Annotated in this window: 21 protein-coding genes; 9 read left to right on the forward strand and 12 right to left on the reverse strand. The window is 65.5% G+C overall.

Annotated features, from left to right (window positions below; all coding sequences use genetic code 11):
* Positions 1 to 51: 51 nt before the first annotated feature.
* On the forward strand, positions 52 to 990 hold the full coding sequence (locus tag AB0B25_RS03095) for a type IV toxin-antitoxin system AbiEi family antitoxin domain-containing protein (protein WP_357173859.1): 939 nt from the start codon (positions 52 to 54) through the stop codon (positions 988 to 990).
* 52 nt (positions 991 to 1,042) lie between these two features.
* On the opposite strand, the gene AB0B25_RS03100 is transcribed toward AB0B25_RS03095, so the two are convergent.
* A complete protein-coding gene (locus tag AB0B25_RS03100; RefSeq protein WP_357173862.1) occupies positions 1,043 to 1,864 on the reverse strand; it encodes an alpha/beta hydrolase in 822 nt (273 codons plus the stop codon).
* Positions 1,865 to 2,259: 395 nt separating this feature from the next.
* Between AB0B25_RS03100 and AB0B25_RS03105 the strand changes: the two genes are divergently transcribed.
* Positions 2,260 to 2,919: a hypothetical protein gene (locus AB0B25_RS03105; RefSeq protein ID WP_357173865.1), complete on the forward strand. Its 660-nt coding sequence runs from the start codon at positions 2,260 to 2,262 to the stop codon at positions 2,917 to 2,919.
* 274 nt (positions 2,920 to 3,193) lie between these two features.
* Positions 3,194 to 3,550 carry a hypothetical protein gene (locus AB0B25_RS03110; RefSeq protein ID WP_357173867.1) on the forward strand — a complete coding sequence of 119 codons (357 nt, stop codon included), beginning with the start codon at positions 3,194 to 3,196 and terminating at the stop codon, positions 3,548 to 3,550.
* Positions 3,551 to 3,985: 435 nt separating this feature from the next.
* Here the strand turns inward: AB0B25_RS03110 and tuf are convergent, their stop codons facing one another.
* From tuf to hppD, 7 genes are all read right to left on the reverse strand, one after another.
* A complete protein-coding gene (gene tuf, locus AB0B25_RS03115; protein WP_357173870.1) occupies positions 3,986 to 5,176 on the reverse strand; it encodes an elongation factor Tu in 1,191 nt (396 codons plus the stop codon).
* A 111-nt stretch (positions 5,177 to 5,287) separates the two neighbouring features.
* Positions 5,288 to 7,390 (reverse strand): elongation factor G, encoded by a 2,103-nt coding sequence (fusA, locus tag AB0B25_RS03120; protein ID WP_357173873.1) that lies wholly within the window; start codon positions 7,388 to 7,390, stop codon positions 5,288 to 5,290.
* Between the two features lie 137 nt (positions 7,391 to 7,527).
* Positions 7,528 to 7,998 carry a 30S ribosomal protein S7 gene (gene rpsG, locus AB0B25_RS03125; RefSeq protein WP_040739280.1) on the reverse strand — a complete coding sequence of 157 codons (471 nt, stop codon included), beginning with the start codon at positions 7,996 to 7,998 and terminating at the stop codon, positions 7,528 to 7,530.
* Position 7,999: 1 nt separating this feature from the next.
* Complete coding sequence (gene rpsL, locus AB0B25_RS03130; RefSeq protein ID WP_019049359.1) at positions 8,000 to 8,374, reverse strand: 30S ribosomal protein S12; 375 nt, start codon at positions 8,372 to 8,374, stop codon at positions 8,000 to 8,002.
* A 342-nt stretch (positions 8,375 to 8,716) separates the two neighbouring features.
* A complete protein-coding gene (locus AB0B25_RS03135) occupies positions 8,717 to 9,280 on the reverse strand; it encodes a DUF3558 domain-containing protein (protein WP_357173875.1) in 564 nt (187 codons plus the stop codon).
* Positions 9,281 to 9,292: 12 nt separating this feature from the next.
* Entirely contained in the window at positions 9,293 to 9,823 is a 531-nt protein-coding gene (locus tag AB0B25_RS03140) for a DUF3558 domain-containing protein (RefSeq protein WP_357173877.1), read from the reverse strand.
* Between the two features lie 207 nt (positions 9,824 to 10,030).
* The gene (hppD, locus tag AB0B25_RS03145) at positions 10,031 to 11,233 is read right to left on the reverse strand and encodes a 4-hydroxyphenylpyruvate dioxygenase (RefSeq protein ID WP_357173879.1); all 1,203 of its coding nucleotides are present in this window, start codon (positions 11,231 to 11,233) and stop codon (positions 10,031 to 10,033) included.
* A gap of 160 nt (positions 11,234 to 11,393) precedes the next feature.
* Here hppD and AB0B25_RS03150 point away from each other — a divergent pair, with 160 nt between their 5' ends.
* The gene (locus AB0B25_RS03150; RefSeq protein ID WP_357173881.1) at positions 11,394 to 11,915 is read left to right on the forward strand and encodes an Lrp/AsnC ligand binding domain-containing protein; all 522 of its coding nucleotides are present in this window, start codon (positions 11,394 to 11,396) and stop codon (positions 11,913 to 11,915) included.
* A gap of 225 nt (positions 11,916 to 12,140) precedes the next feature.
* Here the strand turns inward: AB0B25_RS03150 and AB0B25_RS03155 are convergent, their stop codons facing one another.
* Positions 12,141 to 13,115, reverse strand: coding sequence for an NADPH:quinone oxidoreductase family protein (locus tag AB0B25_RS03155; RefSeq protein ID WP_357173883.1), 975 nt, complete (start codon positions 13,113 to 13,115; stop codon positions 12,141 to 12,143).
* Between the two features lie 529 nt (positions 13,116 to 13,644).
* On the opposite strand from AB0B25_RS03155, the gene AB0B25_RS03160 reads away from it, so the two are divergent.
* On the forward strand, positions 13,645 to 14,448 hold the full coding sequence (locus AB0B25_RS03160) for an acyl-ACP thioesterase domain-containing protein (protein WP_357173885.1): 804 nt from the start codon (positions 13,645 to 13,647) through the stop codon (positions 14,446 to 14,448).
* Positions 14,449 to 14,650: 202 nt separating this feature from the next.
* On the opposite strand, the gene AB0B25_RS03165 is transcribed toward AB0B25_RS03160, so the two are convergent.
* Positions 14,651 to 16,321, reverse strand: coding sequence for an FAD-dependent oxidoreductase (locus tag AB0B25_RS03165; protein ID WP_357173887.1), 1,671 nt, complete (start codon positions 16,319 to 16,321; stop codon positions 14,651 to 14,653).
* Positions 16,322 to 16,500: 179 nt separating this feature from the next.
* Here AB0B25_RS03165 and AB0B25_RS03170 point away from each other — a divergent pair, with 179 nt between their 5' ends.
* A complete protein-coding gene (locus AB0B25_RS03170; RefSeq protein ID WP_357173890.1) occupies positions 16,501 to 16,992 on the forward strand; it encodes a histidine phosphatase family protein in 492 nt (163 codons plus the stop codon).
* Between the two features lie 22 nt (positions 16,993 to 17,014).
* Here AB0B25_RS03170 and AB0B25_RS03175 read toward each other — a convergent pair whose 3' ends face one another.
* Positions 17,015 to 17,218 (reverse strand): hypothetical protein, encoded by a 204-nt coding sequence (locus tag AB0B25_RS03175; RefSeq protein ID WP_357173893.1) that lies wholly within the window; start codon positions 17,216 to 17,218, stop codon positions 17,015 to 17,017.
* 58 nt (positions 17,219 to 17,276) lie between these two features.
* Here AB0B25_RS03175 and AB0B25_RS03180 point away from each other — a divergent pair, with 58 nt between their 5' ends.
* The gene (locus tag AB0B25_RS03180; protein ID WP_357173895.1) at positions 17,277 to 17,648 is read left to right on the forward strand and encodes a glyoxalase superfamily protein; all 372 of its coding nucleotides are present in this window, start codon (positions 17,277 to 17,279) and stop codon (positions 17,646 to 17,648) included.
* A gap of 96 nt (positions 17,649 to 17,744) precedes the next feature.
* Here AB0B25_RS03180 and AB0B25_RS03185 read toward each other — a convergent pair whose 3' ends face one another.
* Complete coding sequence (locus tag AB0B25_RS03185) at positions 17,745 to 18,440, reverse strand: pentapeptide repeat-containing protein (protein WP_357173898.1); 696 nt, start codon at positions 18,438 to 18,440, stop codon at positions 17,745 to 17,747.
* A gap of 473 nt (positions 18,441 to 18,913) precedes the next feature.
* Here AB0B25_RS03185 and AB0B25_RS03190 point away from each other — a divergent pair, with 473 nt between their 5' ends.
* Together AB0B25_RS03190 and AB0B25_RS03195 are read left to right on the forward strand one after the other, a co-directional pair.
* Positions 18,914 to 19,369 carry a MerR family transcriptional regulator gene (locus AB0B25_RS03190; protein ID WP_357173901.1) on the forward strand — a complete coding sequence of 152 codons (456 nt, stop codon included), beginning with the start codon at positions 18,914 to 18,916 and terminating at the stop codon, positions 19,367 to 19,369.
* Positions 19,366 to 20,439, forward strand: coding sequence for an aldo/keto reductase (locus tag AB0B25_RS03195; protein ID WP_357173904.1), 1,074 nt, complete (start codon positions 19,366 to 19,368; stop codon positions 20,437 to 20,439). Before AB0B25_RS03190 ends, AB0B25_RS03195 begins: the two co-directional genes overlap by 4 nt.
* Positions 20,440 to 20,459: the final 20 nt, after the last annotated feature.

The following is a 20,459-nucleotide window of genomic DNA, read 5'->3' on the forward strand; positions in this document are numbered from 1 at the left end:
TCGCCGATCGAGTGGGTATTTCGCGGTCGGCGTTCGACCACGATCGACGGTATGGAAGCACCGCAACTCATCTCGCGGCAGCAGGCGCTGGCGGCCGGACTGACCGACAAGGACCTGCGCCGGCTCTGCCGCAGCGGACGATGGCAGAGACTGCGGGCCGGCCACTATCTGGACGCACCTGGCCGCGACCTCGATGCCTCGCTCCGACATCGGCTGATGACGATCGCCACTGCCGAGACGACGTCCGATTCCGCGATCACCAGCCACTGTTCCGCCGCGGTGCTGCACGGGATGTCGACCTGGGACATTCCGCTCGATCGCGTCCATCTGACCCGAGACCGCATCAACGGGGGACGCACGAGCGGGCGCGTCATCGTGCACGCGGCACAGCTGGAGCCCGACGAGATCACCGTCGTCCACGGGATCCGGGTGACCACCCCGGCCCGCACGGTCGTCGACGTCGCCCGCTGTGAAGGCTTCGAGCAGTCCGTCGCGCTCGGCGACTCCGCGCTACGCCACGGTGCGACGACCTCCGCCGAACTTCAGGAGCACCTACACAGGGCACGCCACCGCCCCGGATCCCGCGCAGCGATGCGGGTCGTCCGGTTCCTGGACGGCCGCAGCGCGAACATCGGCGAATCGCGCAGCCGAATACTGCTGCACCGAAGTGGCCTGCCCGCCCCCGAACTGCATGCGCGCATCTTCTCCGATGACGGAATCTGCATCGGCCGAGTCGGGTTCCTGTTCCCCGATCTCGGCGTGATCGGAGAGTTCCAGAACGCCCTCCCCGGCCCACGAAGTCCCGAACAGATCGCGATCAACGAAACGAAACGCGCAGACCAACTGCGCGCTCTCGGCTGGATGGTCCTCCGATGGACCTGGCACGATCTGGCCGACCCGACTCGCCTGGCTCACCGATTCCGCGCGGCTGCTCGGTTGGCGGATCGAAGACACCGCTGCGGCCACTGGACCGCCACACCACAACCTTGACCCACCAGCCGCAGTCCACAACACGGCGGCCCGGCCACCAAGCGGGGAAAATTCAGCTGGGCTGGCTGAGAAAGCTGTTGACGTCACCCGCGAAGCGGGGGTGCTTGACCGCGCCCACGTGCCCGGTGCCAGGGTAGATGATCAGCCGCGAGTTCGGGATGCCGTCGGCGGTTCGGCGAAAATTCGTGGTGCTGTACGCGGCGTCACGTTCACCACCGATGACCAGAGTGAGAGCCGTGATGTCGCGGAGCCGACCGCCGAGGTCGAACTGGTCCTCCGCGCGCAGAAAGGCATGCGTGTCCGCGGGATTCTTCGGGCGCGACAGCGGATCGATCAGCCACATGGCGATGGCGGCGAGGCGGGCGGCCCCCGGCGAAACGAAAGAACAGGACGCCATGTGATGCATCGCGCGTCGGCCGCGCAAAACCGCTTCCGCGTAACGCATCTGGCCTTCCTTGGCCACCGGATCCAATCGATACCCCGACGACGCGATGACGAGGCGGCGCACTACATCGGGATGGTCGGCGGCGAGCTGCAACGCGACCGAACCACCCGAGGAGATGCCGAGCACGTCGACCGGCTCCCCGAACTCGGCACGCAGGGCGTCCGCATGGTCGGCGGCGATATCGCTCATCGTGGTGCCTTCGGCCATGCCAGGCGCACGGTTCACCGCGTAAACGCGGTGCTGCCGCGCCAACGGCGCCAACACTTTGATCTCGGAATCCCGCAGCCAGCCACGCGGATTCGCATGATCAGGCGTGAACCATCGCAAGAACACCAAGGGGCGACCGGAACCCATCGCGCGATAGGGCATCCCGTGCTCCAGCACACCCTCCGTGACCTCCAGTTCGGTAACCGATCCGCACTTGCGCATGATCCCTCCGAATCGCCCGTCGTTCGTCTGTGGCGTTGACGCTAATAGAGCCACGGCGCTCGACGCCGACCGCCGGCGAGGTCGTGGAGCAGCCGGCGACTACCCCGATCACACGGCTTTTCCGAGAACCATACTTATCTCGCATACCTTTCCCTCCTCCGGATACGGTGCAGGCTCTCCCTGGTTCGCAGAGCGCGCGGGGTCATCGGTCCGCATACCGAATTCGGGACGGTGACCATGCTGGACCGCAAACCGGGTGCGGGCGGGCTGCAGCAAGCCGGGGGCATAGCGCTGGGTGCGCGGTGGCCCTCTCGGGTGCGGAGCGCGCCCATGAGCTTGTCGGACTCAACGGCCGCTAGGGCGAATGGGAAGAGCGAAACGGCTAATGTTGCGGGATGCGTTGTGTGGTGCTGGTGGTTTGTGCTCTGGTATTGACCGCCTGTTCGCAGTCCAATGAGGGAAAGCCGCAGGGGGTCGCGAACGGTTCGCCGCAAGCCGCCACTTCGACCTCGGCGGCGGCCGGCGGGGAGAGTTCGTTGCGGGATCGGATCGCCTGGGTGCAGGCAGGAAAAACCATCGATCTCGGCGCGTACCACTCGGCCAGGATCGACAACGGACCGGTGACCGATCTGCACGCCGACATCGCGTTCGTCAGCCCGACCGGCAAGATCAGTTGCATCACCGGCGTCGCCGTCGGCATCGAAGGATTCGACTGCGAGGTCCAGTTGAAGGACCCGGTGCCACAGCCCGGCGAGGGTTACGGCAACTGGTTCGGCGGCTATCTCACCTACTCCGGCGACCGCTTGACCGTCGGCCAATTCCGCGGCGACCCAGGACTTTTCATCAACGGCAAGGGGCAAACCTTACCCTACGACAGCACCCTGACCTTCGAGAACTACACCTGCCGCCTCGCAACGAACGGGCTCACCTGCGTGAATCCCACCGAGCGCACTGGGGTACAGATCAGCGACAGCGGGATCGTCCCCTTCGGCTGCCTGGCAGAAGTCCCCGAGTCCGAGCGCGAACCCGCGGTAGGCCGCGCCTACAGCTGCTGAGCGCCGCATTGGCGAACATAGTGTTATGGCCGTTGTTCTGCACCTGACGACCACCATGTGACTGTGCTCGAATGGAAACGCCTCCGGTGGGCGCAATCTGCGTGGCTTTGGACACAGTTCGGTGCAGGGCGCTTATGAATAGATTCGATCCACCGGCGCAATCAACGCGGCAGGAGATCGCGAACCTTTTCGAGCCCCCACCTGCATTTCGAGGGCGGCCAGAGGTCGCTTCGCGCTGATCGACAGACGACAGAACGCACGGCAAGATGTGTGCGTGACCAATCTGACCGACATGGGTGAACGTGAGTACTTCGCGCAGTTCGCGAAACGGGTCGGTATGTTCATCGGCCGCACGACCTTGGACAGAGTGACAGCCTTCATGGTGGGCTATGACCAGGCCGCCCGTCGGTTTGGCGGGCCGGGCCTGGACGGTTGGCGTGAATGGTTGATGGCGAGCCATCAGGTCGGCGGCAACCTCGTCTGGGAAGCCCAGATCTTGCAGATCGCGCTTTCGGATTGGGACGGTGGACGGGATCTCACTCCAGAGCAGGAAGCTCATGTCCTCGAGGTCTTGTTCGACCTGCTCGACAAGTTTCTTGCTGAACGGGAGAGCGCGGAGTCGCCGTCCTGAAGGGGCTCGACTCGGTACGGCGGTGCGGACGAACGCTTCGGCGCGTTCCTTCTTGCACATCCTATGAACTGGTTCAGCCCTGAACTGCGGACATGGCGAAGTCGAGTCCGCCCGGGATCAGCCCTCGGATGACCGAGACGGTAGGTGATGCCGGTATTCGAGCGCGACCGCCGGACGCGCATATCGGTCCGCCAAGCGGCAACTTCGCTTCAGGCCGAAGGGCTTTCACCCGGTTCGACTACCGAAGCGATCCTCGGGGAGTAGGCGCGGGCAAGATCAGCGCAGCTCAGACACATGAGCGCGTTGGGCACTTGCCACGTCGCGGCTGTCGATAGGTCCGAACGCACATGGATCGCCGCGATTCCGAAGCCACTCCCGAAAACGCGAACGGTGCCGCTCCCGAAGGAGCGGCACCGTTCTCAGCGATTCAGCGAATCACTTGATGATCTTCGTGACGCGACCGGCGCCGACGGTGCGGCCACCCTCGCGGATCGCGAAGCGCAGACCCTCGTCCATGGCGACCGGCTGGATCAGCTTGACGGACATCTCGGTGTTGTCACCGGGCATGACCATCTCGGTGCCCTCGGGCAGGGTCACAACGCCCGTCACGTCAGTCGTACGGAAGTAGAACTGCGGACGGTAGTTGTTGAAGAACGGGGTGTGGCGGCCGCCCTCGTCCTTCGACAGGATGTACGCCTGGCCCTCGAACTCGGTGTGCGGGGTGGTGGTGCCCGGCTTCACGACCACCTGGCCGCGCTCCACGTCCTCGCGCTTGATGCCACGAACCAGCAGACCGACGTTGTCGCCCGCCTGGCCCTGGTCGAGCAGCTTGCGGAACATCTCGATACCGGTGACCGTGGTCTTGGTCTTGTCCGGACGGATGCCGACGATCTCGACTTCCTCGTTCACGTTGATCACGCCACGCTCGACGCGACCGGTGACGACGGTGCCACGACCGGTGATCGTGAACACGTCCTCGACCGGCATCAGGAACGGCTTGTCGGTCTCGCGCACCGGGTCCGGGATGGACTCGTCGACCGCGGCCATCAGTTCCAGAACCGACTCGGCCCACTTCGGGTCGCCCTCGAGCGCCTTCAGACCGGAGACCCGCACGACCGGCGCGTCCTCGTCGAACTCCTGCGAACCCAGCAGCTCGCGGACCTCCATCTCGACGAGCTCGAGGATCTCCTCGTCGTCGACCATGTCGGCCTTGTTCAGCGCGACCAGGATGTAGGGCACGCCGACCTGACGGGCGAGCAGCACGTGCTCACGGGTCTGCGGCATCGGGCCGTCGGTAGCGGCAACCACCAGGATGGCGCCGTCCATCTGCGCCGCACCGGTGATCATGTTCTTGATGTAGTCGGCGTGACCGGGCGCGTCTACGTGCGCGTAGTGACGCTTTTCCGTCTGGTACTCGACGTGGGAGATGTTGATCGTGATACCACGAGCCTTCTCCTCAGGCGCCTTGTCGATCTGATCGAATGCGAAGCTCTCGTTCAGATCCGGGTACTTGTCAGACAGCACCTTGGTGATCGCTGCGGTCAGCGTGGTCTTGCCGTGGTCGACGTGACCGATGGTGCCGATGTTGACGTGCGGCTTCGTCCGCTCGAACTTCGCCTTCGCCACTTCTTTGTCCTCCTGGACTTGTTGGTGCGTGCAGTTGCAGCAGTGCGGTTATTAAGGGGTCGTACTGACGCCCGGCTGTCGAGGCAAGTGTTGCATCCGCCCCGAACGCTGTTACTCGCCGGTCGCCTTGGCGATGATCTCCTTCGACACGTTGGCCGGAACCTCCGCGTACGAGTCGAACACCATGGAGTAGTTCGCCCGGCCCTGGGTCTTCGACCGCAGGTCACCGATGTAACCGAACATCTCCGAGAGCGGAACCAGCGCCTTGACGACACGGGCACCACTGCGTTCCTCCATGGCCTGGATCTGACCACGGCGGGAGTTCAGGTCGCCGATCACTTCGCCCATGTAGTCCTCGGGCGTGATGACCTCGACCGCCATCAGCGGCTCGAGGATCACCGGACCGGCCTTGCGGGCCGCTTCCTTCAGGGCCTGCGAACCGGCTATCTTGAACGCCATTTCCGACGAGTCGACGTCGTGGTAGGCACCGTCGAGCAGGGTGACCTTCAGGTTGACCAGCGGGTAGCCTGCGAGCACACCGTACTGCATGGCGTCCTGCGCACCGGCGTCCACCGACGGGATGTACTCACGCGGAACGCGACCGCCGGAAACCTTGTTCTCGAACTCGTAGGTCGCGCCGTCCTCGCCGACGAATGGTTCGACTGCGATGATGACCTTCGCGAACTGGCCGGAGCCACCCGTCTGCTTCTTGTGGGTGAACTCGAGCTTCTCGACCGGCTTGGTGATCGTCTCGCGGTAGGCCACCTGCGGCTTGCCGACGTTCGCCTCGACCTTGAACTCGCGCTTCATCCGGTCGACCAGGATGTCGAGGTGGAGTTCGCCCATACCGCCGATGACGGTCTGGCCGGTCTCCTGGTCCAGCTTGACCGAGAAGGTCGGGTCCTCTTCGGAGAGACGCTGGATCGCGGTGCCCAGCTTCTCCTGGTCGGACTTGGTCTTCGGCTCGATGGAGACCTCGATGACCGGGTCCGGGAAGGTCATGGACTCGAGCACGATCTGGTTCTGCGGATCGCACAGGGTGTCACCGGTGGTGGTGTCCTTCAGACCGATCACCGCGTAGATGTGGCCCGCCTGGGCCTCGGGGACCGGGTTCTCCTTGTTGGAGTGCATCTGGAACAGCTTGCCCAGCCGCTCCTTCTTGCCCTTGGTCGAGTTGATGACCTGGGCGCCGGAGTCGACCTTGCCCGAGTACACGCGCACGTAGGTCAGCTTGCCGAAGAACGGGTGCACGGCGATCTTGAACGCCAGCGCCGAGAACGGCGCGGCGACGGCGGCATCGCGGTGGATGATCTCCTCTTCCTTGCCCGGGACGTGACCGTCCGTACCGCCGTCGTCCAGCGGCGTCGGCAGGTAGTCGATCACGGCGTCGAGCATGGGCTGCACGCCCTTGTTCTTGAACGCCGAGCCACACAGGATCGGGTAGAGCTCGGAGTTGACCGTCATCTTGCGGATGGCGCCCTTGATCTCCTCGACCGTGAGCTCCTCGCCGCCGAAGAACTTCTCCAGCAGCGCCTCGTCGGACTCGGCGACGGTCTCCAGCAGTTCCTGGCGGTACTGCTCGGCCTTCTCCTTCATGTCCTCCGGGATCTCGACGACCTCGTACTGCTCGCCGAGTTTGGTCTCGCCACGCCACACCTTGGCGTTGTTCTCGACCAGGTCGACGATGCCTTCGAAGGTGTCTTCCGCGCCGATCGGCAGCTGAATGACCAGCGGCTTGGCGCCGAGGCGCTCGACGATGGTCTTCACGGTGAAGTAGAAGTCCGCACCGAGCTTGTCCATCTTGTTGACGAAGCAGATCCGGGGCACGTCGTACTTGTCGGCCTGACGCCACACCTGCTCGGACTGCGGCTCGACGCCTTCCTTGCCGTCGAACACCGCAACGGCGCCGTCGAGCACGCGCAACGACCGCTCCACCTCGACGGTGAAGTCGACGTGCCCGGGGGTGTCGATGATGTTGATCTGGTTGTCTTTCCAGAAGCACGTGGTGGCCGCGGAGGTGATGGTGATACCACGCTCCTGCTCCTGCTCCATCCAGTCCATCGTGGCCGCGCCGTCGTGGACCTCACCGATCTTGTAGGTGATACCGGTGTAGAAGAGGATGCGTTCAGTTGTGGTCGTTTTGCCCGCATCAATGTGGGCCATGATGCCGATGTTGCGGACCTTGTTCAGGTCGGTGAGCACGTCCTGTGCCACGGAAATCTTCCCCGCTCGTAGCTAGTTGGGATTATCGGGGACGACCCTGTGGTCGCCTCTATGTCAACGCCGGACGCGGCGGATAAGTGCCGCGTTCCGGCTGTGCCTCCCGACCCGGACGACGGGCCGGGCAGACGTCACCAGCGGTAGTGCGCGAAGGCCCGGTTGGACTCGGCCATCTTGTGGGTGTCTTCACGACGCTTGACCGAGGCGCCGAGGCCGTTGCTGGCATCGAGCAGTTCGTTGGCCAGACGCTCGACCATGGTCTTCTCGCGACGAGCGCGGGAGTAGTTGACCAGCCAGCGCAGCGCCAGCGTGTTGGAGCGGCCCGGCCGCACCTCGACGGGCACCTGGTAGGTGGCGCCACCGACACGACGGGGCTTCACCTCGAGGGCAGGCTTGACGTTGTCGAGCGCGCGCTTGAGGGTGACGACCGGGTCGGTGCCGGTCTTCTCGCGCGCCTGCTCCAGCGCCCCGTAGACGATGCGCTCGGCAGTGGACTTCTTGCCGTCCAGCAGGATCTTGTTGACCAGCTGAGTGACCAGCGGGGACCCGTAGACCGGGTCGTTGATCAGCGGACGCTTGGGTGCGGGGCCCTTGCGTGGCATATCAGCTCTTCTCCTTCTTGGCGCCGTAACGGCTGCGGGCCTGCTTGCGGTTCTTCACACCCTGGGTGTCGAGCGAGCCACGGATGATCTTGTAACGGACACCGGGAAGGTCCTTCACACGACCGCCGCGCACGAGCACCATCGAGTGCTCCTGCAGGTTGTGGCCCTCGCCCGGGATGTACGCCGTGACCTCGACCGCGCTGGTCAGGCGAACACGCGCGACCTTACGCAGCGCGGAGTTCGGCTTCTTCGGGGTCGTGGTGTACACGCGGGTGCACACGCCACGACGCTGCGGGCTGCCCTTCAGCGCCGCGGTCTTCGTCTTGGAGACCTTGTCGCGGCGACCCTTGCGGACCAGCTGGTTGATGGTTGGCATAGACCGGCTTTCCTTATTAGTTAACGCGGTGTCTGGACTTCATGTCTGTTCGGTTGGCGACGTTCCCGGGGCCCTTCGTGGTCACGCAAGCTTCCGCTTCCGGGCCCATCGTTCACGTCGCTGTCCTCGAGCTTTCACTTGCACGTCCGGCCGCGTTTCTCGCGTCCCGAGGTCGGGCGTGTCGCGCGCGCCGCAGGGCCCGGATTCCGGGCACGCTGGAGGGGTCAGCCGCTCTCGCTGGCCTATGGTCACGCACGAACTTGCCCGCATGCTTCCGGGCACAGCGGTCCACGATACCCGCGGCCATGACACAGGGTCAAAGCGGGTGCGGATGAATTGCCGCTATCGCGCCAAATTCAAGGTCAGTTCGACCAGCTTCTTCGCCGCACCGCACGGATCGGGATGGCTCGAACCGGGCCGATAGTTGACCCAGAATCCGATGACGCCCTGGTCCGCCGCGCCCGCGCTGACGCCACAGGAGTCCGGATCGTTGGGACGACGGGTCTCCAGCGCGCGCCTACCTTCGACGGTGATGTTGGTGGTGGTGTAGCCGAGCCGGTCGTTGACGGTCTTCTCGTTGTTCAGCGAGCCGATCTCGTACCAATTGAGCGTCACCATGGCGTTGCCGCCGGGCGCGCCCTCCAGATCCCACATGCAGACCGCGCCATAGAACGACGGCAGGACGAAGGCCCCCTCACCGACCGCCTTCTCGACATCCTTCAGCGTGACCACTTCGCACTCGCGCAGCAGCTTGTCGAAGTTCGTACTGACGGTGCCGCCGGTGCCGGAGCCGGCCGGGTACGCCGACCCACTGATCGTCCGCCCACAGCCGCAGATGCCGACCACCATCGTGAGCAAGGCGACCGCGGAGAGTATTCCACGGGTCCAGCCGCGCCGAAGATCCATGCCGTCCTCCCGTTACTGCAGCCGTTGGACAGTCAACTCGGCCAGTTTGCGGACCCGGTCACACGGGTTGCTGTCCCTGGTCGTGAACCGATCGAAGGCCATCGACCACTCGAAGAAGTCGTCGTCGAGTTGCACCGCGAGATCGCAGACCTCGCCGGTCGGCTCGAGCGCCTGGAACCCGACACGTCCGCCGACGTCGATCGTCTCCGGATTGCGCCCCTGGGTGGTGACCCATGCCTTCTCGCGGGCGATCGGGCTGCCGCGGTAGGAGGCGAAGGTAACGCTGGTCGAACCGGCGCCGGCGGACTGCCAATTGCAGCTCACCGAATTCTTCAGGGCCTGAGAGATCTGACCGAGACCGGCCAGGTCGCGCACCTCATCGTCGGTGACATGTCCGCATTCGCCGACAAACGGGCCCAGCGTGGCGACCTTCGGAGGCGGACGCAGTGGGGTGGCGGTGTCGTCGGAGCCGTCGCCCGAACCGCACGCAGCCAACAGCAGAGCGAAGGCCGTGCCCATGACGATCGCCGACGTGATCCGCATGCTTGAGACTCTACCGATGCATCGACCGAACGGGCTCGACGAGACGGCCCGTGGATCTCGCCGTGCGGCGGCGGACACGCGCCGCTTCGCGCGCTGGCCACACCGCAAATCACCGTCTGGAGCGCATATCTCGAACAGTTGCACGGTGCGACCGCGCACAGATCCTTCCCGCACCGAGTCGGACTACGGGCAATCTCCGTCGAGGGCCTAAAGATTGCCGCGGGCGGCTTGTTCGCGTTCGATCGCCTGAAACAGCGCTTTGAAATTTCCCTTGCCGAAGCCGAGGGACCCGTGGCGCTCGATGATTTCGAAGAATACGGTCGGACGGTCGGTGAGCGGCTTGGTGAAAATCTGCAGCAGATAGCCATCTTCGTCCCGGTCGACGAGGATGGCGCGGCGTTGTAATTCCTCGACCGGGACACGGACCTGGCCGATACGAGCCCGCAGTTCCGGATCCTCGTAGTAGGTGTCGGGTGTCTCGAGGAATTCGACGCCCTCGCGGCGTAGTGCGTCGACGCAGGTGAGGATGTCGTTGGTGGCGAGCGCGATGTGCTGCACGCCGGGGCCGCGGTAGAAATCGAGGTATTCGTCGATCTGCGACCGCTTCTTGCCCACGGCCGGTTCGTTGAGCGGGAACTTCACCCGGTGGTTTCCATTGGCGACGACCTTGCTCATCAGCGCCGAGTACTCGGTGGCGATGTCGTCGCCGACGAACTCGGCCATGTTCGTGAAACCCATGACACGCCGGTAGAACTCGACCCACTCGTCCATCTGCCCGAGTTCGACGTTGCCCACCACATGATCGATCGCCTGCAAAAGCCGGTTGGGTGCGCTGGCCCGTCGCTGATAGGTCGAGCGCCGGGCGACATAACCGGGCAGGTAGGGCCCGTGGTAGCGGGAACGGTCGACCAGAGTGTGCCGCGTCTCGCCATACGTAGCCAGCGCGGCGGAGCGCACGGTGCCCCAGTCGTCGGTGTCGTCGTGCGGTTCGACCAGGATGGTGGCGCCGTGGGTGCGCGCCCACGCCACGCAGCGATCCACGTCCGGTACCTCGAGCGCGATATCGACCACGCCGTCGCCGTGGCGATCGTGATGGGCGACCAGAGGACTGTCCGGATCGACAGCCCCGGTGATCACGAAACGCGCAGCGCCACTGCGTAGGACGAACGCCTTGTGGTCGCGGTTTCCGGTCTCCGGCCCGGCGTACGCCTCCAGTCGCATCCCGAAGGCGGATTCCAGAAAATGCGCGGTCTGCGTGGCGTTGCCCACCACCCAGACGAGGGCGTCCCAGCCGATCACCGGAAAGGGATCGCGGCTGTCGTCATGGTCGACCAGCCCGACGAGAGTGCGCAGGTCACCGTTGCTGGGTACGGCTCCGGACGGAGCGGTCGGCAGGTGCTCGATGGTCATGCAGCAAGGAAATCGCTGGGGCGCCTGGTAGGCAACAGCGTCGATCACCGATAGACAGTGTGGCGAATTCGGCTAGGAAGTGTCGCGGATTGCTGGACAATTTGAATAGCATCAGCAGTACAGGCAGGAAGCCTGGCCCGTGCTCCGAACGGAGGCAGTCATGGCGCGCACGCCGGCGAAACTCGACGAACTCGATCTTGCCATCCTCACGGCGATGCACGAACACCAGAAGGCGGGCATTCTCGAGCTGTCCCGCCGGACCCGGGTCGCGAGAGCGACAGTGCAATCCCGGATCGCGCGCATGGAGCAGTCCGGCGTGATCGCCTCCTACGATCCGCAGATCGATGTCACCGCGGCGGGGTTCGACGTGCAGGCTTTCGTCACGCTGGAGATCGCGCAGGGCGCGCTGGAGACGGTCGCGGCCGAACTCGACGCCATTCCCGGCGTGCTCGAGGCCTACGCCACCACCGGATCCAGCGACGTGCTGTGCCGGATCGGGGCCGACTCGCACGCCGGGCTCCAGGCGGTATTGCTGAGTATCGACCGGACCTCGTCGGTGACGCGCTCGCACAGCGTCATCATGTTGTCGACGGTGGTCGCTCGGCGCACCCTGCCGCTGTTGCACACACTGAGTCCGGCCGGTACCACCAAAGCGCCCGCCTACCGGTCGACCAACGAATAGCGCGCGCTCGGTCGACACGTCCGAAACCATCCTCGGATCGAAATCCATTATGCGGCGGCACGATCCGACAACAGCGGCGACGAATTTCGTACCCGCAGGCCGGCGAGACGATCGCACAACTCGGGCCCCCCGAACCGGCAAACGCTCCCGCTGACCGGGTGTGAGCAGGTCCGGTTCGGTTACCTGGATCGACAGAGTCGCAACGAGCCGCAGCAATGGTGCGCGTCAGCGCAGCGTGACCACGACCTTCCCCGTTGCGGTGCGGTTGTCCAGTGCCGCGACCGCGTCGGCGGCCTTGTCCAGCGGGTACAGCGCCGGGTCCGGCGGCGCGATCTTCCCGGAAGCGAGCAGCGGCTCCACCTCGGCCCACTGCTCGGCGAGATAGCCCGGGTGCGACATCACCCATTCACCCCAGGCCGCGCCCACCACCTCGACGTTCTTCAACAGCAACCGGTTCACCTTGACCGTGGGGATCTCGCCCGCGGTGAAACCGACCACCAGCAAACGGCCCGCCGAGGCGAGTGATCGGATGCTGTCGGTGAAGCGGTCGCCGCCGACCGGGTCGAGCACGATGTCCACACCACGGCCACCGGTCAGCTCTTTCACCGCCGCCAGCCAACCGTCGGCGAGTACCACGTCGGTGGCGCCGTTGGCGCGGGCCACCTCGGCCTTCGCCTCGGTACTCACCACCGCGATCACCCGGCCCGCGCCGAGCGCGGCGGCCATCCGCAGCGTCGAGGTCCCGATGCCGCCTGCGGCGCCGTGCACCAGAACGGTCTCCCCCTCGGCCAGCCTGCCGCGGTTGCGCAAGCAGAAGTGCACGGTCAGATCGTTGAACACGATGCCGGCGCCCGCCGCCAGCGAGACGTTGTCCGGCAGCCGGAACACCATCTGCGCGGGCGCGACGGCCACCTCTGCCATGGCATTGCCGAGCAGGGTCAGCGCGACTACCCGATCGCCCGGCCGCACGTGCGCCTCCGCCGGCGCTTCCCGCACGATGCCCGCGGCCTCACTGCCGACGACGAACGGCAACTCGGGCTTCATCTGGTACAGCCCTCGTGTCATCAGCACATCCGGGAAGGCGACGCCCGCCGCGTGCACGTCGATGACGACGCCGCCCGGGTAGGACGCGGGCTCCGGCAGATCCACGACCTGGATCGCCTCCGGCCCGTCCAGCTTGCTGACCTGAGCTGCACGCATGTGCTGTCCTCTCTGTTCTTGCGACAGCGTGCGCCGGCACCGACGCCGCCGACAACCAACCTAACCGGCCGCCACGGGCTTCTGTCCAGAACGCCCGCGAGTGTTTCGATCGCAGCGAAACGCACGCACCAGCAATCGAGTGGCAAGCTCTCCGTGTAAAGATCCGCCGCAGATCGTCGATTGCACGTTCAACACCTGACCAGGCGCCGGGCAACGGTGGCATCTCGAACGCGGCCGCCGAGATCATGACCGAGGTGCTGTACTCGAATCGACCATTACAGATCGCTCGGCAGTGGGCCGGAATGACGCACCGAACTCGGGCAGCGCCGACCAGGGTTGCCGATCGACGCCGATCGAGCCGGCCGAAACCGAGCAGAAAAGACATTCTGCCTGGTCCAAGCGGTTCTTGGCGGATGATAGGTGAGTACAGGCGGCTCGACGCGAGGGTATGAAGTCCGCCCCGTAAAGTCGTGTCACAACAAGCACCACAGAAAGAAACGCGGCACACCGTGCAGCGCGAGGAGCACCAGTGTCACTCGATCAGCCACTCGCCCCGCTTCCCCAGGAGGGCATGGGCTTTGCTTCGGCGTGGCCCGTGCGGGCTGGTGATGTGGATCCGTACGACCGATTGCGGTTCGATTCCGTCGCCCGCTACCTGCAGGATATTGCCTGGGAGAATCTGCAGAAGACATTTTTTCACCGGAGCGACCCGAATTGGATCGTCCGGCGAACGGTCATCGATGTCATTCGACCGATTCTCTGGCCGGACGAAGTGCAGTTGCTGCGCTGGTGCTCGGCGATGTCCACCCGATGGACGAATATGCGCGTACGGATCACCAGCGGCAACGGCGGCTTGATCGAGACGGAGGGCTTCTGGATCAATATCGGTGAGTCGACCGGGATGCCCGCTCGGATCAGCGACGACGGCCTCGCCTACCTGGGTCGCACGACCAGCGAGCACCGGCTGCGCTGGCGACCGTACCTGACCGACGCCACGCCGCCGGAGTCCGAGACCGACCTGCCGTTCCCGGTGCGCGCGACGGATATCGATCAGTACAACCACGTCAACAACGCGTGTTACTGGCAGGCAGTCGAACAGTTCCTGGTCGAGTACCCCAAGTTGCTCGCGGGCCCGCACCGCGCGGTGATCGAATACGTGGCGCCGGTGCTCGCGCGCCAGCATGTGACGGTGCGCAGCCGCTACGAGCCGAGCGATCGGAACGGCAGTCCAGTGCTGCGGTTGTGGTTCGTCGTCGGCGGGACGACCACCACCGTGGTCCGCATCATGCCGCTGCCCGGGCAGCCCGGGCAGCCCGCCTCTCCGGGTCTTTAGTCTGTCCCGCCTCTCCGGGTTTCAGGCCGTACTGGTGGGTGGCTCGGGATATGCGTTCAGGCCCTGCGTCGAGTGTCACTCGAGTTACGAGAATGCCCCGGCGAGTTACCCATGTCCTTACGAATCAGATGTCTGGTTGGTAGGACGCTGCCGCCATGCGCGCCGGCCGGATCTCGGATGACCCGACCGGCTTCCGACACGGTCAGCCGCGGGCGGCTTTGAGCAGGTCTTCCCGACTGGTGAACTTGACCCGCGGACGCCCCGCGGACTTGCCGGCTGCTTTCTCCGCTTGATCGATCGCCCGCCAGCCCGCCCGGTCGACCAGGTCGACTCGGCGCTGCGCGAGCAGCGTCTGGAGTGCGGCGCGGCCGGCCTCCGGCACAGCGAGTCTGCCCATGGTGAAGTCGGCGATGAGCTGCTCGGTGGTCTCCTCGGAATCGGTCCGGTTCGAACCGATGACGCCCCGCGGACCACGCTTGATCCAGCCGCTGACGTACACGCCGGGGACCGGGGCGCCGTCGGCGCCGATCACCCGACCGTGTTCATTGGGCACGATGCCGCGCTGCTCGTCGAACGGCAGGTCGCCGACCGGTTCGCCCCGATAGCCGATAGATCGCAGCACCAGCGTGGCGTCGATGTTCCCGGTTCGGTCGGTCGCCACGGCCACCTGCCGCCCCTCGCGGTCGACCAGCTCGTTGTGCACGAACTCGACCGATTCGACCCGGTCGGCGCCGGTGAGCACGGTCGGCGAGACCAGGTAGCGGAACACGATCCGCCTGTTGCCGTCGACTCGGCGACCGGCGGCGTACTCCTTGGCCAGGGTGTACTTCAGCGTCAGTGACGGCTCGATTTCCGGATCGTCCAACGCTGCCTGGCTCGCCTGGTCGAGTTCCAGGTCGGCGTCGTCGATGACGATATCGACGCCTTTCAGGTGTGCGAGGGCGAGAAACTCCGACGAGGTGTAGGCCGCCTGCAGCGGGCCGCGCCTGCCCAGCACGACGACCTCGCGAATGGTGCTCTGCCGCAGCGCGTCCAGCGCGTAGTCGGCGATGTCGGTCTTGGCCAGTTCGTCGGGGTCGGCGGTCAGTACCCGCGCCACGTCCAAGGCGACGTTGCCGTTGCCGACGATCACGGCCCGCTCGCCGGACAGGTCGAACGTCCGGTCCGCGTAGTCGGGGTGGCCGTTGTACCAGGCGACGAACTCGGTGGCGGAATGGCTGCCCGGTAGATCCTCGCCCGGCACTTCGAGGCGGCGGTCGGTCGAGGCGCCGACCGCGTAGATCACGGCATGGTGGTGCTGCAGCAGTTCGTCGTGCGAGATATGCGTGCCGACCTCGACGTTGAGGTAGTACTGCAGCGTCTCGCGGCGGAACGCCGACTCGAACATGTTCGCGACGGTCTTGGTGCCCGGATGATCCGGAGCGACACCCGCGCGCACCAAACCCCACGGAGTCGGCAGCCGGTCGAACATCTCGATCTCGACATCGGCCCTGCGCAGCAGTTCATCTGCCGCATAACAGGCCGCCGGCCCGGCTCCGACGATCGCGACGCGCAGCGTACCCAGCTCTTTCGGCGGACGCGCGGGCGTGACGATCGGAGTGAAGTTCGACTCGAGCGGATGCCGTTGGAAGTAGGCGGCATTGACATCACGGAATCGGGCCAACGAGTCGATCAGGTCGTCCTCGGGGTAGATGGCCTCCACCGGACACGCGTCCACACAGGCTCCGCAGTCGATGCACGTGTCGGGGTCGATATAGAGCATCTCGGTCGTCGCGAACTCCGGCTGATCCGGGGTGGGACGAATGCAATCGACCGGGCACTCGGAAACGCAGCTGGCGTCATTACAACAGCGCTGCGTGATTACGTAGGCCATATTGTGCTGATCCTCGGAAATGTACGTGGGCTGTGGCCACCCATGGGGTTGCGGTGGACAAAAGCGACGTCCGGCACATCCACCGCGAGGGACTCTCGCGGCGAACCTGCTGTCGTGCCGCTATCAGTTTGCCTCGAGTGTGGTCCAGACCTCACCTTCAGAGGGCTTACGGTATCCCCATGGTGCGGACTCTGATCCTCATGCGGCACGGCAAGTCGGCGTACCCGGATGGCGTCGGCGATCACGAACGACCACTGGCGCCGCGGGGGCGCCGTGAAGCCGGACTGGCCGGCGAGTGGTTGCGCGAGACCCAACCACCGATCGACGCCGTGCGGTGCTCCACCGCCACACGCACCAGGCAGACACTCGCCGCCACCGGAATCACGGCGCCGGTGGTTTACGAGGCCGGGATCTACGACGCGGTCCCGGCATCGCTCATCGAACTCATCCAACTCAGCGACGTCGACGTGGCGACGCTGCTGCTGATCGGGCATGCGCCCGGCATGCCATGGACGGCATGGGAATTGGCGAACAACCGCGACTGCACACCGGCGGTCGAGCTCAGCAGGAAGTTCCCCACCTCGGCACTGGCGGTGCTGCGATTCGACCGGCCGTGGGCCGACATCGACCAAGGAACCGGCGAACTGACACACTTTCACATTCCGCGCTGACCGCTCACAGTTCGGCGAGCGGTCAGCGCAGCAACTTGCCGCCGACCACAACGACCGCACCGAGAACGACGAGCAGCACGAACGCGGCGAACCCGCCGAACAGCCACCACACCACGCCGAGCGCGAGCACGAACGGCGCGACCGCGATGGCGGTGATCACCGGGCTTTCCTTGACCGTCGCCCAGGCCGAACGAGCCCTGATCCGATCGATGTCCTTTCCAGGCATGCCCCCAGCGTAGGCGCGAAATCGAGACTTTGTCGGTACCCGGTGGGATGCTCGCCGAATGGATTGGAAAATCGAGCTTGTCGCCATTCCGGTGACCGACGTCGACCGCGCCAAAGACTTCTACACCAAGATCGGCTTCAATGCCGATCACGACCACCGCGTCAACGAGAACCTGCGCTTCGTTCAGCTCACCCCGCCCGGTTCCGGCTGTTCCATCTGTCTCGGTGAGGGCCTCACCGAGGCGGCGCCGGGCAGCGTCGAGGGCATGCAGATGGTGGTGGCCAGCGCCGAGGAGGCCTACCAGCAGCTGACCGCCGCCGGCGTGGCGGCCACTCCGGTGCAGGACCTCGGCTGGGGGCTGTTCACGTTCTTCGCCGACCCCGACGGCAACAAGTGGGCCGTCCAGCAACTTCCGAATTACAGCAGCTGACCGCGGGCGCGGGCATCCGCGCGTCGGGTGCCCGCGCGACGCAGAATTTCACTCGATTCGCGGTCCGAACCCTGAACACCACGATGCGGGCGCTGGCTACGGCGGCGTGAAACCGTCTGGCCACCGCGTAGTGAGGTCATAGGCGGCGCCGGTGAGGTTCGCGTCCCTGAGATCCGCGCCGGTGAGATCGGCCCCGACGAGTTTGGCGCCAGTGAGGTTCGCAGCGCCGAGAACGGTGTCGGTGAGGTTCGCGCCGGTGAGGTCGGCGTCGGTGAGATTCGCGTACGGGAGGAAGGCGCGGGTGAGATTTACCGTTGCGAGGTTCGCGCGGGTGAAGTCCGCGTGGGAGAGAATCACGTCGGTGAGATCGCCCTCCGCCAGGCAGGTCAAGCGTAGGTCCGGTTTGTCGGCGAGGCTCTCGGGACCGAGGACGCGACGTGTGATAACAGTGAGAACGGCCTGGATGTCGGTGGGTATCGGCCGGACCGGGCTCTGCGTCCGGCACTCGCCCGCGTTCGTGTGGGTGCGCAGGAACGCTGACAGCATTGCGAAGACGGTCGCGTGATCGGCGGGAGAGTCTTTGGCGAGACGCTCGAGTAGGTAGATACCCGACAGGCGGACATCGATTTTGTCGGAGGCAAGTTGTTCTGCCGCCAGGCGAAAGCGGTCGGTCACCGCGGTTTGCTGCGCTAGGGAATGCTGGCTGTTCGTCGCGCGTAGCGACTGGGCGGTGAACCATAGGGCGCCGGCGGCAGTGAGCGTCGCGCCGAGCGTGGCCACTGTCGTTGCCATTGCCGCTACTTTTGTCCACCCCGACCAATGCAGCAATCGACTGGCTCGGCTCGGTCGGGGTGTCGGAGGTCTCAACGAACGCCCTCGGCCTGCGACTGGAACTCGCCGAGATCGCGTACCCCCCGTGCCCATGCGTCCGTCATCTCCTTCAAAAGCGCCTGCTCGCTAGGGTAGTCACATCACGCACTCGCTTGGCCGCCTCGCGAGGACGAGCCGCAAACTCACTCTGATCGCACGGGATGAGCTCCTCTCGCCGCCACAACTCGCGGATCGATGCCGCGCCGCCCGCACTCATTCCGGTACGCACTCCACACGAGAGGACTGTGGGCAAGCTTGGCAGAATTGGTCTTGCTTGGAGTGCACTCCAGGTGACTAGCGTCGTCGGTGTTCAACGAGAAGGGCGAGTCAGTGAGCGAATCATCGGCACAGCGCGCAGCGCGCGTGACGGAGCCGAGCGCCGGCGAGGCGCAGTCATGAGCGAGACCGTATCGCACGGCACTGCGAGCGACTGGGAGCTGCCGCGGCATTCGATCGGCGCCGCGGCAGAACGGTCGGGACTGAGCCGGGACACCTTGCGCTGGTACGAGCGGATCGGGCTGATGGATTACATCGGTAGGGACCACACCGGCAAGCGCCGGTTCAGTGATCGCGATCTGGAATGGCTCACGCTGATCGGCCGCCTACGCACCACCGGCATGTCGGTGGCGGACATGGTTCGCTACGCCGAGTTGGTCCGGGAAGGAGAATCCACCTTTCCGGAGCGCCTGGCAATGTTCCAGAACACGCGCACCGAGGTACTCGCCAAGCTCGATGAACTTCGTCAGACCCTGGCCGTGCTGGATTACAAGATCGCCGTCTATGAGGGCAAAGCCCAGGCGTCCCGGCCGGCCGTGGTCATCGCGCACGACAGCGAAGGGGTCAAGGTATGAACGCAGTATCACGCAGTGATTCGACGGAGGATGGCGGCCGGACGACGGGTGGGCCCACCACCGCCGCGCTTCCCACCACCACGCTGGGCGCCGACGGCATCGAGGTGGGGACCCAGGGGCTGGGCTGCATGGGAATGAGCGAGTTCTACGGCGCGAGCGACCTCACCGAATCGCGGGCCACGCTGGACCGCGGGCTGGAACTGGGTGTCACGCTCTTCGACACCGCCGACATCTACGGTTCCGGCCACAACGAGGAATTTCTCAGCGATTTCGTCGGCGCCCATCGAGACCGGGTGGTGTTGGCCACCAAGTTCGGCATCGTCCGTAAAGCCGACGACCCGACCTACCGCGGTATCGACAATTCCCCCGCCTATATTCGCGCTGCGGTGGAGGCCAGCCTGCGCAGGCTCCGGATCGACACCATCGACCTGTACTACATGCACCGCAAGAGTCCCGATACGCCGATCGAGGACACCGTCGGCGTACTGGCGGAACTGGTGCGGGAGGGGAAGGTGCGCGCGCTGGGCCTGTCCGAGGTGACCGGAGCCGAACTTCGTGCCGCGCACGCGGTGCACCCGATCGCCGCCGTGCAGTCGGAATGGTCGCTGTTCTCTCGGGATGTCGAACAGACCGTGGTGCCCGCCGCCGCGGAGCTGGGCGTGACATTCGTGCCGTATTCGCCGCTCGGCCGCGGTTTCCTCACCGGGTCGTACACCGGTGCGGGCGAATCGTCGGACGGAGAGGACTTCCGCGACGCGATGCCACGCTTCTCCGGCGACAATGTGGCCCACAACACGGAGCTGCTCACGCCGCTACGGGCGATCGCGGACACCCGCGGCATCACGCAGGCGCAGGTCGCATTGGCCTGGGTGCACGCACAGGCCCGCGTCCACGACCTCGCGGTGGTCCCGATTCCCGGCACGCGCAGCCGGGTCCGGCTCGCCGACAATGTGGCCGCCGCGACCATCGCGCTGACCGTCGACGAGCTGGCCACGCTGGAGCCGATCGCGGGCAAGGTCGCCGGAACCCGGTATGCGGATATGACGTTCACCTCGGCGGGCCGGGAGTAGCAAGCGGACTCGTTGCCGTC

The sequence above is a fragment of the Nocardia sp. NPDC049190 genome (assembly GCF_040648115.1).
Lineage (GTDB): Bacteria > Actinomycetota > Actinomycetes > Mycobacteriales > Mycobacteriaceae > Nocardia.

Coding starts and splice junctions, on each gene's coding strand:
- AB0B25_RS03095 (WP_357173859.1), top strand. CDS start 52: ATGGAAGCACCGCAACTCATCTCGCGGCAGCAGGCGCTGGCGGCCGGA.
- AB0B25_RS03100 (WP_357173862.1), bottom strand. CDS start 1,864: ATGCGCAAGTGCGGATCGGTTACCGAACTGGAGGTCACGGAGGGTGTG.
- AB0B25_RS03105 (WP_357173865.1), top strand. CDS start 2,260: ATGCGTTGTGTGGTGCTGGTGGTTTGTGCTCTGGTATTGACCGCCTGT.
- rpsG (WP_040739280.1), bottom strand. CDS start 7,998: ATGCCACGCAAGGGCCCCGCACCCAAGCGTCCGCTGATCAACGACCCG.
- rpsL (WP_019049359.1), bottom strand. CDS start 8,374: ATGCCAACCATCAACCAGCTGGTCCGCAAGGGTCGCCGCGACAAGGTC.
- AB0B25_RS03135 (WP_357173875.1), bottom strand. CDS start 9,280: ATGGATCTTCGGCGCGGCTGGACCCGTGGAATACTCTCCGCGGTCGCC.
- AB0B25_RS03140 (WP_357173877.1), bottom strand. CDS start 9,823: ATGCGGATCACGTCGGCGATCGTCATGGGCACGGCCTTCGCTCTGCTG.
- hppD (WP_357173879.1), bottom strand. CDS start 11,233: ATGACCATCGAGCACCTGCCGACCGCTCCGTCCGGAGCCGTACCCAGC.
- AB0B25_RS03150 (WP_357173881.1), top strand. CDS start 11,394: ATGGCGCGCACGCCGGCGAAACTCGACGAACTCGATCTTGCCATCCTC.
- AB0B25_RS03155 (WP_357173883.1), bottom strand. CDS start 13,115: ATGCGTGCAGCTCAGGTCAGCAAGCTGGACGGGCCGGAGGCGATCCAG.
- AB0B25_RS03165 (WP_357173887.1), bottom strand. CDS start 16,321: ATGGCCTACGTAATCACGCAGCGCTGTTGTAATGACGCCAGCTGCGTT.
- AB0B25_RS03170 (WP_357173890.1), top strand. CDS start 16,501: ATGGTGCGGACTCTGATCCTCATGCGGCACGGCAAGTCGGCGTACCCG.
- AB0B25_RS03175 (WP_357173893.1), bottom strand. CDS start 17,218: ATGCCTGGAAAGGACATCGATCGGATCAGGGCTCGTTCGGCCTGGGCG.
- AB0B25_RS03180 (WP_357173895.1), top strand. CDS start 17,277: ATGGATTGGAAAATCGAGCTTGTCGCCATTCCGGTGACCGACGTCGAC.
- AB0B25_RS03185 (WP_357173898.1), bottom strand. CDS start 18,440: ATGGCAACGACAGTGGCCACGCTCGGCGCGACGCTCACTGCCGCCGGC.
- AB0B25_RS03190 (WP_357173901.1), top strand. CDS start 18,914: ATGAGCGAGACCGTATCGCACGGCACTGCGAGCGACTGGGAGCTGCCG.
- AB0B25_RS03195 (WP_357173904.1), top strand. CDS start 19,366: ATGAACGCAGTATCACGCAGTGATTCGACGGAGGATGGCGGCCGGACG.